The organism is Desulfocastanea catecholica (assembly GCF_054657295.1).
On record NZ_BAAHYZ010000002.1, the window covers coordinates 72,674 to 86,081 of the forward strand.

Consider the following 13,408-nt stretch of genomic DNA (forward strand, 5'->3'; position numbering starts at 1 on the left):
CTTTGTCTGTATACTGCCGACGCATAACTCTTGTCGTGAGCCGGAAGTGAAAACCGCGTGATGTCGGCGGTCGATGTCGGGATTGGTACTCTTTGTTTTGGTGAGTGATGAATCGATTACAGGCAAATCTCCTGTTGACCCTGGCGGCAATGATCTGGGGCAGCAGTTTCGTGGTGCAGCAGATTGGTACCGGAGAACTGGGTACCATCACCTTTACCGGCGCCCGATTTCTTGTCGGCGCCCTGGTTGTGCTGCCTTTTGCCGTCCGGCAGTTCCTGCGGGTCGAGCGGGAAGAACGGAAGTTTCAAGCGTCGGACTGGTCAGGAATACTTGCCACCGGTTCAGTACTCTTTATCGCCGCGGCCCTGCAGCAGCATGGAATTCTGCGCACGACGGTAACCAATTCGGGCTTCCTGACCGCCCTCTATGTCCCCCTGGTGCCGGTGCTTGGATTAATTTTCTTGCAGAGAAAAGTCCATTTTGTTATCTGGCCGGCGGCTATCAGCTGTTTTATCGGCACCTATATATTGAGTGGCGCCCAAGAGGTTGATCTGGTGGTCGGCGACTTGTGGATAATTTCAAGCACGATTTTCTGGGCCACCCATGTCATGCTGGTCGGCATTCTCGCCTCGCAGACCCGGGCTCCCCTGGTTGTTGCCTCTGCCCAGTTTCTGGTGAGCGGTTGCCTTGGTCTTCTGCTTGGCTTTTTCATTGAGTCGCCGAGTGTCGGCCAGATAGCCGGTGCCGGATGGGGCATCTGTTATGTCGGCATTTTTTCCGTGGGCATGGCCTTTACCCTGCAGGTGGTCGGACAACGGTACACCCCGGCGGCCGATGCGGCCATCATCCTCAGCTCGGAAACCGTCTTCGCCGCCATCTGCGGCATGTTCTTCCTCGGAGAGCGGTTATCACCGCTGCAGCTGTCCGGCGGGGTACTCATTCTCGGCAGCATCCTCGCCGTCGAACTCCTGCCGATGACCCGGCTGGGCAGGCCCCGTCCGCTCAGCTAACCTGCAGCACTCGTTTCCCTTCCTTGCCCAGCAGGCTTGAAAGGCTTGACAGTCGGGGCATGCTGTTTATTTGATATTCAACTATGATGGCGTCGTAAAAACTCCTCATCTTGTTCGTTGTTACAATTTTTCTATCATTACGACGTACTGTAGTACGCCGAAATGATAGAAAAATTGCACGCCTCCAATATGAAGCTTTTTACTTAGCCATCTTGTAACCCGACTTTTTACAAGTTTAAAACCATTAAACAGAAATTATAATGCGTAAAAACACCGGCCCAATTCTCCTCATCATTCTAGGAATACTGCTCCTTCTCTCCAATCTCAATATCCTTCCCCTGGGGCAGCTGAAGATGCTGTTGAAGCAATGGTGGCCCTTGCTTCTCGTGTTGGTTGGAATCATACAACTTCGCGGTTCTCGCTGAAGTACATTGATATCATCGGAAGAGCAAAAAAAAAATCACCATGGAAAGGGACATGAACGAGAAAAAATTTGATCCAAAAAAACTGCATAAACTTAATAATCCGCAGAGGCTGGTGGATATCCCGGTTGAATACATCTGGAGTAAAATTAAACGGCCTGCGCCGGAAGTGTTTGTCGATATAGGTGCCGGTACCGGTTTTTTCAGTGTGCCTTTCCTGAAGTATTTGAAAAATGGAAAAATATATGCCTGTGACACATCCGCTATCATGATCGAATGGATGACCGCGAATATATGTCCGCAGTATCCCGATATCATCCCGCTGGAGATGGCGGAGAGCGCTGTTCCTCTTGAAGACAACATTGCCGACCTGGTCTCTATGATAAATCTGCACCATGAGCTGGATAAGCCGCAGACGATAGTGGAAGAAGCCTTCAGGATCCTGAAAAAGAACGGGGTACTCTTTATCGTCGATTGGAAAAAGGAAGAAATGTCCGAGGGACCTCCTCTGCATATCAGATATTCACCGGAACAGGTCAAGGAACAATTGGTGAGCGCTGCATTTCACAAGGTGCATATTTTTGATGATATGCCGAAACATTTCCTGGTCGTTGCCGAAAAGAAATAGATTCATCGACCCCGGCAAAGAATTCCTCTATCGTATTCCATCTCCCGTGGAGGATGGTTATTTTTCATTCAGAGACTAATGGACCCATAGCCGCATTGAAAACGACTATTGAGCAACAACAGGCTAAGGCATCGTTCCTTAGCCTGAAATGAAGGCGGATGGGGAGGCAGCAACTACCATTCATCTCTTCCATCCGACAGTAAACCAAGAGAGGTCTGCCATGGAAAGATATATAGACGGATTTGTTATTCCCTTACCGAAAGATAAGCTGGACCAATACAAACGCATCGCCGAAGGAGCTGGCGCGATCTGGAAAGAACACGGTGCCCTGGAATACTGGGAGTGTTATGGAGACGACCTCGATGTGAGCAATATGGTGTCGTTCAAAAAAGCCGCCGATGCAGGTGAAGGGGAAACCGTCGTTTTCTCCTGGATCGTTTTCGAGTCACGTGAACATCGCGATAAGGTCAATGCCGCGGTAATGGCCGATCCGCGAATAAAAGAGATTTGTGCACAGGATTCCGAACCCTTTGATTGCAAACGGATGGTTTACGGGGGGTTCAAAAAGCTGGTTCAGATGTAGCACCCTTAAAAACGCAAAAATCACCAGTATCACACACTACTCCCGCCATCTCTTTCATCGTCAACTGCACCGCCCAGTCCGAAATAGACCAGTTCTGGCCCAAACTTTCCGAAGGTGGAGAAAAAAGCCGATGTGCCTGGTTGACCGGCTGGTACGGCGTATCCCGGCAGCTTGTCCCGGCGGGAGTGAGTGGGAGTAAGCAGGACAGTGACACGGAAAGATCGGCAAGGGTCATGAAGGCGCCGATGCAGAGGAACACGATCGACTTTGAAACCCTACAGCAGGCCTACCAATAGCCCTTGCCCGAAAGAGTGCCGGCAGAAGGAACTTAACCCCGAATACGCTGACATTCGAGGTGGCAGAGCTTCTAGTTGAGCAGCAGCTCGGTCATGGCGTTGTAGACGTCGCGTAGATAGATAATCCCCACCACCTTGCCGTCGCTTCGGGTCACCGGCAGGCGTCGTATCTGCTCGGTTAGCAGCATATCGGCGCAGCGCAGGAGGCTTTCTTCGGCGGAGATAACCCGGACATCTTCCGTCATGATGGCGCTGACGTTGGTCGATTGAATGGCAATGGTCTTTTCCTTACGAAGAGATTCCCACGAAATGGGATCATAGCGGTCGTCAAAGTAGATATGTGAAGGAATGAGGATGCGCATGATATCTATGGTGGAAACCATACCAACGAGATTCATGGCGCCATCAAGCACGACAATGCCGTTTACCGGTAAGCCGTGACCGCGTTTGGTTGACTTCATAACCTGGATCGCTTGACGCAGGGTCATGTCCGGGAGCAGCCAGTTTTTAATTGGTTCCATAAGGTCTTTAACTTTCATCGTCCCTCCTTTTCAGGTAATCATCGGCTGTTTCTTGTCCATCGATTCGTGCCGGGGTGTTCCTCCTCAGGAATTCATTTACGATGCGGCCAAGGTGACTGGTTGTTACACTCTACCATGGAAGCACACCGTCGATCAATGTATCTTATGATAAAAACAAACAAAACTAATGTAAATATGGTTTTTTCCCAGGAGAGGGCGAGGGATATTTCACCTCCTGGCGGAAATGCCAATTTTTTCCATGGTATAGTACCTTAGGCACAGATTCCGGTGGTAAGATGCAGGGAAAATTGCTTGCTTTTTTTCCAGATTTTCTTAAAACAGGAGGTCACGTAGGTTTCACTGAAAATAAGCAGATTTTAACAGCATGTGCGTGGAAAATTTGCTCCCCGAAAGTGGCACTTCCTGAAAAGACAAGAGGCTTCTGCACTGCGGATAACAGCCGAAGCCATGTTGTATCTATTTAATCATGCCGAGGAGAAAATTATGGCCGTACATGTCGCGGATCACCCGCTCATCAAGCATAAGCTGGGTCTTATGCGTCAACATGATATTTCCACAAAGGATTTCCGCGACCTCTCGTCGGAAGTTGCCCGTCTCCTTACCTATGAGGCAACAAAAGATCTGCAGACCCAGAGAAAAACCATACAAGGATGGGCCGGACCCGTCGAGGTCGATTCACTTAAAGGCAAGAAAATAACTATTGTGCCCATCCTCCGGGCGGGTCTTGGCATGATGGCCGGTGTCATCGATCTCATTCCTTCAGCCAAGGTCAGTGTGGTCGGCTATTATCGCAATGAAGAAACCCTGCAGCCGGTGGAATACTATGTCAAAACGGCAAACGATATCAACGAACGGGTGGCGTTGATCCTCGATCCCATGCTGGCCACCGGCGGGACCCTGATGGCCACCATTGAAACCTTGAAAAAGGCCGGCTGCCAGACGATTAAAGGTCTTTTTCTTGTCGCCGCTCCCGAGGGATTAAAAAGAATAACCGAGGCCCATCCCGACGTGGACATCTATGTCGCTGCCGTTGACGAGCGACTCAACGAGGTCGGCTATATCCTGCCGGGACTAGGGGATGCCGGTGATAAGATCTTCGGCACGAAATAGAGCCGAGAGTCATTACAGTTTCTGTAATGACTTTTTTTTTGAGAGAGATTGCAACGACAAAGTAGAAAAAGAGTTTTTAGGACAGGCCTCCAGGAAGAACAGGCTGGTGACCAAGCCTACGCGGCGTACAAAAAATATGAGAAATAATGTGTTAAGGAGGTCGTTGTAATGTCTGAAGTACCACCAAATACTACCTATCAGTTCCGCTTCGCCGACAGTCTTCTGGGGGCCCAGATGCTGTTTGTCGCTTTCGGAGCTCTGGTGCTCGTCCCTATTTTGACCGGGCTTGATGCAAATGTCGCCCTGTTTACCGCCGGTATCGGCACGTTGGTTTTTCAGGTGATCACCAGGGGGAAAGTTCCGGTCTTTCTCGCCTCGTCTTTTGCCTTTATCGCCCCGATTATTTACGGCGTACAGACCTGGGGCATTCCGGCGACAATGTGTGGGCTGACGGCAGCCGGTCTGCTGTATGTGCTGATGAGTTTTGCCATCCGCTACTTTGGCGCCGGAATTTTGCATAAATACCTGCCGGCAGTGGTTACCGGACCGGTTATTATGGTTATCGGTCTGGTACTGGCGCCGGTCGCTGTGCATATGGCCATGGGCCGAACGGGCGATGGTTCGGCGTGGCTTGTGCCGGGTAAGACGGCGATGATTATCTCGGGTGTTTCTCTGCTAACTACTGTGCTTGTAGCCTTGCTCGGCAAAGGATGGTTCCGGCTTGTCCCGATCTTAAGCGGTATCTGTGCCGGGTACCTGACGTCCCTGGCCCTTGATGTTACCGGATATTCCGCTTCCTTTCAGGCCGCTTTTGATCCAGGCAGCCTGCAGAACTGGACCGCCCCGGCCCTTATTGTTTTTACGCCGATTGCTGAAAAAGCCTGGCTGCTCATGCCGGCCTTTGTGCTTCCCGAGTGGAAATGGGAGGCAATCCTGTTCATTGTGCCGGTAGCGATTGCCCCGGCCATTGAACATTTTGGTGATGTGCTGGCTGTTGGTTCCATCACCGGCAAAGATTATGTCAGGGATCCAGGGATTGAAAACACCATGCTCGGCGACGGTATTGCCACGTCCATCGCCTCAATGCTTGGCGGCCCGCCGAACACCACCTATTCGGAGGTGAGCGGAGCGGTGGCCCTTACCAAGGCCTATAACCCGGCCATCATGACCTGGGCCGCGCTCACCGCTATTCTTCTTTCTTTTGTCGGGAAGATCGGCGCCATGCTGGCGACTATTCCCTCGCCGGTCATGGGCGGAATTATGATCCTGCTCTTTGGCATGATTACCGTAGTCGGTATCAATACCCTGGTGCGGTCCGGTCAGGATCTGACCACACCGAGGAACCTGATCATTGTTGCGGTGATTCTGGTCTGCGGTATCGGCGGTATGAAATTCACCGCAGGTTCTTTTGCCATCGAAAAAATCGGTCTGGCCGGAATTATGGGGCTGGTTCTGAATATAATATTACCCAAGGAAAGAATTTAACTGGAGGCAGTAATGGATTTCCCAATAGATTTAAGTAAGTACGTTGCACAGAAATATGCTCTGAACCAGGAGCAGCTCAGTGAAGAGCAGCGGAAGACGCTGCTCGGTAACATTGCCATTGTTCGTGACAGCCTGGTGTTTTTTACCGCCCTGGCCAACGTCAAAGGGCTTGGCGGTCATACCGGTGGAGCGTTTGATATCGTTCCGGAATTATTGATTATTGATGGCTTCATGAAAGGCTCTGACACGATCCATCCGGTCTATTTCGATGAGGCGGGACACCGCGTGGCGATTCAGTACATGATGGCGGTGCTCAATGGCTATCAAAAGCCGGAATCGCTGCTGCATTACCGGGAATATGATAAAGGCTACTATGGTCATCCTGAGCGCGATGAAAAAAATGGCGTTTTCTTCTCTTCGGGACGGCTTGGTCATTTATGGAGCTACGTTAACGGGGTTGCCGAGGCCGATACCGGCAAGACCGTTGTCATGTTCGGCAGTGACGGTTCGCAGATGGAGGGCGATAATGCCGAGGCGGCCCGCTATGCGGTGTCGAGAAACCTGAAGGTCAAACTCCTCATCGATGACAACAATGTCACCATTGCCGGCCATCCAAGCCAGTATATGCAGGGCTATGATGTCGCGAAAACCCTTGAAGGGCATGGGCTTGTCGCCAATGTCGGTGACGGGGAAGACATCGACGCGCTCTTTGGCCGCATTCAGAAGGCACTGGTTGCCGACGGCCCGGTCGCCCTCATCAACAAACGGCTCATGGCAATAGGTGTTGCCGGTATTGAGGGTTCGCCCAAGGGCCATGATGTCATCGCGGTCAAGCTGGCGGTTGACTATCTCACCGAAAAGGGACAGACCGCAGCCGTCGAGATGCTGCAGAACTTCCCGGTGGTAAAAGAGAAAATCACCTACCTGGGCAGTACTGCGGAAATGGGCAAGGTGCGTGACGATTTCGGCAAGGTAGTGTCTGAACTCCTTGATGACATGGACAATCCGGCCAGCAAGGTATTGGTGATCGACTCCGATCTCGAGGGGTCCTGCGGCCTGCACCATATCCGCAAGAACCACCCCGAGGTCTATGTGCACGGGGGGATCATGGAGCGCAATAACTATTCGGTCGCCGCGGGTTTTGGCTCCGAAGTGGGCCGTCAGGGAATATTCGGCACCTTTGCCGCTTTTCTGGAAATGGTCGTTTCCGAAATTACCATGGCCCGGCTCAATAATGCCAACGTCCTCGCCCATTTTTCCCATTCCGGCATTGACGATATGGCCGATAATACCTGCCATTTCGGCATCAATAATTTCTTTGCTGATAACGCGGTTGCCGAAGGCGATGTCACGAGGCTTTATTTCCCGGCGGATGTCCTGCAGCTGCGGGCGATGCTGAAGAAAATCTTTCATGATCAAGGGTTGCGGTTTGTTTTTTCCACCCGTTCCGCCACGCCTATGCTGCTCGATGATCAGGGGGGAAAAATCTTTGGTGATGGTTATGTTTTTCAGCCCGGCAAGGACGAGGTTATTCGAGAAGGCAGCGATGGGTATGTCGTTACCTATGGCGAAATGACCTACAGGTGTCTCGATGCTGTTTTGCAGCTGAGAACCCAAGGCCTGAATGTTGGGCTGATCAATAAACCGACCTTGAATGTCATCGATGACGACATGCTGACCAAGGTCGGCAGCAGTCCTTTTGTGCTGGTGGTCGAGAGTCAGAATACCAAGACCGGTCTTGGCATACGCTATGGCACCTGGCTGCTGGAAAGAGGACTGGCTCCTCGGTACTCGTTCATGGGCACCCACAAAATAGGCCATGGCGGCATAGCCGAACAGCTGCCGCATCAGGGTCTGGCGGTCGAAGATATCAAAAAGAAAATTCTCTCCGTGCATCGTTGAAGCCGTACCGCTTCTGACAGGAAGAAGCACCGGTTTTCAAGTCGTTCAGGCCCGTTTCCCGAAAGAAGGAGGCGGGCCGTTCTCGTTCTCGCAGCCATAGAAAAGAACAGCAGATAAGAGACACCAGCTATGCCGCAACAAAATCGTATTGTCGGTCCGGGTCGAACGGACCGAAGTGTCCTGACCGATGCCGGAGAACAGCTGGCTGTGCCGGCGGATTGGGCACTGCTCCCGCCGGGAGACGGCCCGCTGACCAAGATAGTCAAAGCGAAGGGGCCTACCTGGGTCGTCCAGGTAAAGTTTAAAAAGAGGTTTATCTCCAAGGGCATCTGGGCCAAAGAAGCCCATATTCTCGCTGCCAGAGAGGAGCTGGAGCAGAAACGTTCCGCACCTGGTTATGCACAAATACGACGGAAGGCGCTGGTCCGAAGAGAAAAAAAACAACAGGCCTACGCCGAGAATTTTTATACCGAAGTACTCGATTTTCTGAGGTTTCATCCGCGCCATGCGTCACTGGCGGCACGATTGGCACGAGCGGTCACCGAGCTGGCCACCCCGGTCGGCAGCGGCACGGTAGCGCGGACTGAGCGCATTCCTCTGGAGGATAGGGCGCGCAGTGCGGTCATTGCCTGGATGCGCCACCAGACCACCGGCTATGATCATATGGCCATTGCCCGGGTGAAGGGAGAAAGACGCCAGGTGCGCAGAGAGCTGGCCTGGCAATCCATCGAACTCCTGCAACGCTATCGCCAGGGGGCGGATATCCCTTTGTCCTGTCCTCTGCGCAAGGCACTGACGGATGAGAAGGAGCTGCCTCGGTCGACGGATTTTCCTTAATGGGCAACACGGATGATTGCCATGGGAAATGGCAATCATCCGGCAGAGACAATGGTGTGCTGTCAGGCATCATCTGTCTTGTCGTGATTATAGAAATCCGGATAATGTATGGCGGCGCACCTGGGGCAGATGCCATGGCTGAACTGCGTGCCGGTCCGTGAGCCGATATACTCTTCCACCTGGCTCCAGTAGCCTTTGTCGTCCCTGATTTTCTTGCAATGCGAACAGATGGGCAAAAAGCTGCTGAGGGTGTTGATCTCCGTCATGGCCAGCTGCAGATCCTCGTTTTTTTGCAGCAATTCCTTGTTCATCAATGAGATTTTTTTCGTCCGCTCTTCGACCATCTCCTCGAGGTGCAGCTGATGCAGACGAAGCTGGTTTTCCGCCTGCCACCTCTTTTTCCGGTGTGACCAGGCCAGCATCGTCGTCGCTCCGGCCAGCAAGGCACTGATTGCAAGAACCGCCAGATTTTTCCTGGCCGCAGCCAACCATTTGGCCAGGACGAGCTCTTTGCTGCCGGCTACGGCTATATGGAAGGGAAAGTCGGTCAACTGCGAGGTGGAGATGACATTTGCGCTGTCGTCATACAATTGCAGGCCGCCGGCAAGCGGCAAAGATTTCGCCAGCGAGGAAAACAGCGGCACATCCTGCAGGGAGATACCGGCAAAGCTATGCTGCCCCTGGTGATCATTGTACCATCCGGACAGAACCGTTCCGTCAATATTGAAGAGGACAATGGCAGCAACATCGATGCCAAGGTAGTTCTCGTATTTTTGGTAGAAGAAGTTGGGGGCGATTTCAGCGGCAAGCACGCCGATAAATACTCCAGCTCGATTTTCCACCCGACGGCTGAGAAGAATACGTGCATCATCCCCCTGCTGTGTGGCGCCGACGAACAACTCCAGCCACTCGTCCCGGTGGGCAATCAGCGAAGGCAATGCCGATTCTTCCCATGTGCCGCTGCTATAGAGTAATTTACCTGTCGTCGAAAGATACGCCATGCCGGTCACCTGAGGCAAAAAATTCAGCTGTGCCCGGATGAACATTTCGATACTTCGCGGGAAAGTCCCTTCCTCGACAGTGTCGTCTTCGAGCAGATGTTTAGTGGCCAGCAGGATCAGGTCGACATCGTACAGCGTGCTTGTCGCACTTTCCCCAAGCAGTTGCGCCTGGGCGCTGGTCTTCGTTTCCGCTGCCTGCAAAGAACTCTTTTTTTCCCGGTACAGAGACGATATGGTCAGTCCAAGAATAATGGCGCCGACCAGAAAGGTCAGCAGGATGATAAGCCCTTTGGGGCTCCCAGTCTGCCGAAAATCACCCCCGTCGTCGGCTAATTGCTTTGACATATATCCACCATTTTCTCTACCAGTGCGGGATCAATATGCATTGCCCGGACAAAGTCGTCCTGTGTTACGGAGAGTTTTTTTCTCCAGACTTCAAGCTCAGCTGACTCGGGCACAACAATTTCCATTCCTTTTTCCAACAGTGCTTTTTTGGCCTTACTTTGCGCTGCTGCCGCCTCGGCTCTGGCACTATCGACCTGCGCTTCCCAGGTCTGGCGGATAACATCCTGTATTTCCGGGGAAAGTTTTCGCCAAAAAGAACCGCGCACAAGGGGCACGTATTGCGGGAAATATTGGCTGTCTTCAAACGCATAGCGAATGCCCTTGTTTTCCAGCCCTGCGCTTTCAATGGTTTCGTAACTGGTTAAAACAGCGTCGATCTTTCCTTGACGCATATATTCCGGCAAGTCCGGCCAGGCGATACTTGCGGGAATCCCACCCAGGGCGCTGATGCGCAATTCGTTTGCCACGCCTCCGGCGACCCTGATTCTCAGACCATGGATATCCTCGTGACGACGGATTTTTTTCTCCATGCTGAACAGATGTGCGTGCCCCAGATCAATCCACCGCCCGAGCACTATTACCGGCAACCGCTTTTCGATGCGTTCGTTGATTGCCCGGCCAATCTCTCCGGCGAGGAAATGATAATTCACTTCGGCCGGTCTGCCGTAAAAACACGGCAGCAGAAAAATACCGACACTCGGTTCGTGTGCCGCCAGATGCCAGGTTCCCGGAATCGCCATTTCGATTTTTCCTTGCCCCAGGGCCTGGACAACATCCTTATCCCTGAATAACTGGGCGTCTGGGTAGAACTGGACATCAATGCGGTCCTGCAGCTTTTCCTGCAGGGCCGAGGCAAAACGGCTTACGGCCTGGGTCTCGACGTGCGTCGCGGTATTTTCGACCGAGATGCGCATGACCGGCAGCCCTGCTGCCGCAGTATGGCCGAGGGCAAGGAGTGTTTGCAGAACGAGAAGAGCAGACAGCAGTGGAAGATATTTCACGACAGTACCTTTGGTGGGGCTGTTGACAGCTTGTTTTAATGGCAAACCCATGTTCCGGGTCGGCTGAGCGAAACCCTCATAGTTATCTACTGGAAGTATAATTTCAATGATAAATGTCGTCCCCCGGCCCTATTCGCTGGCAAAAGAGCGTCTGCCGTGCTTGGATGAGAACATATTGTCGCGCTATCGATTTTTTTCAGGTAGTTTTAGCTGGAGCAGGTTTTTAACAGCAACATTCGCCCCCCACAAGGACACCATGCAGCTTGATCATGAGACCTACGCCCGCATTCTGGATAATCTCCATGACGGTTTGTACTTTGTCGATACCAACCGAACAATCACCTACTGGAACAAAGGGGCGGAACGGATAACCGGCTTTTCCGCAGCCGAGGTTGTCGGCAGATCCTGCGCCGACAATATCCTCTGCCATGTCGACGGGGAGGGGAAATCTCTCTGTTTTGGATCCTGCCCGCTGGCGGCAAGCATCGCCGATGGCCGGGAGCGTGAGGCGGAAGTCTATCTGCATCATAAGGAGGGTCATCGGGTGCCGGTTTTTGTCCGGGTGAGCACCTTGTGCGATTCAGCGGGCAAGGTTCTTGGCGGCTTAGAATTGTTTACCGATATGAGTACAATATTGGTCAATAGCCCCAGGGTGCAGGAACTTGAAAAACTTGCCATGCTCGATACCCTCACCCGGCTTGCCAACAGAAATTATCTGGAAAGAGAGTTTTACGCCCGCTTTGAAAAATTAAAAAGGTACAGGGAACCGTTCGGCATTCTTTTTATCGATATCGATCATTTCAAAAAGGTCAATGATGTCTACGGCCATGATGTCGGCGATAAGATCCTGCAGTTTGTCGCCAATACCTTCACGGTTAATTCACGCCCTTTTGATCTCTACGGCCGCTGGGGTGGGGAAGAATTTATCGGCCTTATCGGCAATACCGGCGGGGAGGATCTCGCTCTACTTGGCAACAGAGTGCGGGTGTTAATCGAGCATTCCTACATCGTTCATGAAAACCACAAGCTGAGCGTCAATATTTCACTCGGAGCGACGATGGCGACGGAAACCGATACCATCGACAGCCTGCTCAAAAGGGCTGATATCCTTTTGTATGAGAGTAAAACCAAGGGCAGAAATCGCCTGACTCTCGGGTGAGAGTTGCTGCACAACGCAAAAGTAAGGAAATGGTATGACAGTGATCGAATGACTTGCAGTAACAACTACAGGAGAGATGCCCGGCACCTCTCCTGTTAAGTATGCCGTGCGCTGTTAATTTGCCCGCAGGCGATCGTTGAATTCCTCGGGGGTGAACGAATAAACCTGGGTGCCCTTGCATTCAACGGCAAAGGAGGCACAGACGCTGCCTTGTATGGCGCTGGTTTGCAGATCACTGCCGCTCATTAAGCCGCTGAGCAGCCCGCCTCGATAGGCATCTCCCGCGCCGGTCGGGTCAACCACCCGGGCGGGCTTGAATGACGGGATGGACAATGTGCCGTCCTGGCCATAGAGCTCTGAACCGGCACCGCCCAGGGTAATAATGGTATTTTCGGCAAGGGCGAGAAGCCCATCTTTCGTCAGCCCCGTCTTGTCCATGATCAGGTTGAATTCGTAATCGTTGACGATGAGGAGCGTGCAGCCGGTAATGACATCCAGCAGATCCTGTGCCTGGAGCACCGGGAGGGCCTGGCCGGGGTCGAAAATATACCTGATACCCTTTTTCTTGCAGATCTTTGGATAGTTGATCATATCGAGCAGGTTGCCGGGCGAGACCAGAAGAAGCGTCTCTTTGGCGTCGAGTCCCTCGATGTCGAGGTTGGAGGAGTATTTCATCGCCCCGGGATTGAAGCCGGTAATCTGGTTGTTGCTTTTATCCGTCGTTATATAGGCCCCGGCCGTCAGTTCCTCGGGGATCACCGTAATGCCGTCCCGGGAAATATTATGCTTGTCCAGCCAGGCAAAATAGTTATGGTGGTCGCTGCCGATGGTGGCGGTGATGGTTGAATTCTTGCCCATCAGCCTGAGGGCATAGGCAATATTGCCGGCAGTGCCGCCGTAGTTTTCCGTCACCCCGTCCACCTGGAAGCAGACGTTGAGACTATGGATTTTATCCGGCAGGATATGGTCGGAAAAGCTCTCGGGAAAATTCATGATACGATCGTAGGCGAGTGAGCCGGAGATAAATATGTTCTTCATCGGGTAAGCCTTGCGTTGGGGTTGTGGGTGGATTGTGTTTTATTCGAAG

14 protein-coding genes are annotated in these 13,408 nt (G+C 52.4%); 10 read left to right on the forward strand and 4 right to left on the reverse strand.

The window, feature by feature from the left end:
• Positions 1 to 107 precede the first annotated feature (107 nt).
• The 5 genes from ACYQ8U_RS01995 to ACYQ8U_RS02015 all read left to right on the forward strand — a co-directional run bounded on the left by ACYQ8U_RS01995 (position 108) and on the right by ACYQ8U_RS02015 (position 2,939).
• Positions 108 to 1,010: a DMT family transporter gene (locus ACYQ8U_RS01995; RefSeq protein WP_459943837.1), complete on the forward strand. Its 903-nt coding sequence runs from the start codon at positions 108 to 110 to the stop codon at positions 1,008 to 1,010.
• Between the two features lie 260 nt (positions 1,011 to 1,270).
• Positions 1,271 to 1,435 (forward strand): LiaI-LiaF-like domain-containing protein, encoded by a 165-nt coding sequence (locus tag ACYQ8U_RS02000; RefSeq protein WP_459943838.1) that lies wholly within the window; start codon positions 1,271 to 1,273, stop codon positions 1,433 to 1,435.
• A gap of 52 nt (positions 1,436 to 1,487) precedes the next feature.
• A complete protein-coding gene (locus ACYQ8U_RS02005; RefSeq protein WP_459943839.1) occupies positions 1,488 to 2,060 on the forward strand; it encodes a class I SAM-dependent methyltransferase in 573 nt (190 codons plus the stop codon).
• A gap of 220 nt (positions 2,061 to 2,280) precedes the next feature.
• Entirely contained in the window at positions 2,281 to 2,643 is a 363-nt protein-coding gene (locus ACYQ8U_RS02010) for a DUF1428 domain-containing protein (RefSeq protein ID WP_459943840.1), read from the forward strand.
• The gene (locus tag ACYQ8U_RS02015; RefSeq protein WP_459943841.1) at positions 2,595 to 2,939 is read left to right on the forward strand and encodes a VOC family protein; all 345 of its coding nucleotides are present in this window, start codon (positions 2,595 to 2,597) and stop codon (positions 2,937 to 2,939) included. Before ACYQ8U_RS02010 ends, ACYQ8U_RS02015 begins: the two co-directional genes overlap by 49 nt.
• A gap of 71 nt (positions 2,940 to 3,010) precedes the next feature.
• Here the strand turns inward: ACYQ8U_RS02015 and ACYQ8U_RS02020 are convergent, their stop codons facing one another.
• Positions 3,011 to 3,478: a CBS domain-containing protein gene (locus ACYQ8U_RS02020; protein ID WP_459943842.1), complete on the reverse strand. Its 468-nt coding sequence runs from the start codon at positions 3,476 to 3,478 to the stop codon at positions 3,011 to 3,013.
• Between the two features lie 486 nt (positions 3,479 to 3,964).
• Here ACYQ8U_RS02020 and upp point away from each other — a divergent pair, with 486 nt between their 5' ends.
• From upp to ACYQ8U_RS02040, 4 genes are all read left to right on the forward strand, one after another.
• Positions 3,965 to 4,591, forward strand: a complete 627-nt coding sequence (upp, locus tag ACYQ8U_RS02025) for a uracil phosphoribosyltransferase (RefSeq protein ID WP_459943843.1) — start codon at positions 3,965 to 3,967, stop codon at positions 4,589 to 4,591.
• 168 nt (positions 4,592 to 4,759) lie between these two features.
• Positions 4,760 to 6,076, forward strand: a complete 1,317-nt coding sequence (locus ACYQ8U_RS02030) for a uracil-xanthine permease family protein (RefSeq protein WP_459943844.1) — start codon at positions 4,760 to 4,762, stop codon at positions 6,074 to 6,076.
• Positions 6,077 to 6,088: 12 nt separating this feature from the next.
• Positions 6,089 to 7,978, forward strand: a complete 1,890-nt coding sequence (locus ACYQ8U_RS02035) for a transketolase C-terminal domain-containing protein (RefSeq protein WP_459943845.1) — start codon at positions 6,089 to 6,091, stop codon at positions 7,976 to 7,978.
• Positions 7,979 to 8,107: 129 nt separating this feature from the next.
• Positions 8,108 to 8,815 carry a DUF2293 domain-containing protein gene (locus tag ACYQ8U_RS02040; RefSeq protein WP_459943846.1) on the forward strand — a complete coding sequence of 236 codons (708 nt, stop codon included), beginning with the start codon at positions 8,108 to 8,110 and terminating at the stop codon, positions 8,813 to 8,815.
• A 62-nt stretch (positions 8,816 to 8,877) separates the two neighbouring features.
• On the opposite strand, the gene ACYQ8U_RS02045 is transcribed toward ACYQ8U_RS02040, so the two are convergent.
• Positions 8,878 to 10,161 carry a PDC sensor domain-containing protein gene (locus tag ACYQ8U_RS02045; RefSeq protein ID WP_459943847.1) on the reverse strand — a complete coding sequence of 428 codons (1,284 nt, stop codon included), beginning with the start codon at positions 10,159 to 10,161 and terminating at the stop codon, positions 8,878 to 8,880.
• On the reverse strand, positions 10,146 to 11,162 hold the full coding sequence (dctP, locus tag ACYQ8U_RS02050; protein WP_459943848.1) for a TRAP transporter substrate-binding protein DctP: 1,017 nt from the start codon (positions 11,160 to 11,162) through the stop codon (positions 10,146 to 10,148). The genes ACYQ8U_RS02045 and dctP overlap by 16 nt, the downstream gene beginning before the upstream one ends.
• 106 nt (positions 11,163 to 11,268) lie before the next feature.
• On the opposite strand from dctP, the gene ACYQ8U_RS02055 reads away from it, so the two are divergent.
• Entirely contained in the window at positions 11,269 to 12,321 is a 1,053-nt protein-coding gene (locus ACYQ8U_RS02055; RefSeq protein ID WP_459943849.1) for a sensor domain-containing diguanylate cyclase, read from the forward strand.
• A 114-nt stretch (positions 12,322 to 12,435) separates the two neighbouring features.
• On the opposite strand, the gene ACYQ8U_RS02060 is transcribed toward ACYQ8U_RS02055, so the two are convergent.
• Positions 12,436 to 13,359: a carbohydrate kinase family protein gene (locus tag ACYQ8U_RS02060; RefSeq protein WP_459943850.1), complete on the reverse strand. Its 924-nt coding sequence runs from the start codon at positions 13,357 to 13,359 to the stop codon at positions 12,436 to 12,438.
• Between the last annotated feature and the right edge of the window lie 49 nt (positions 13,360 to 13,408).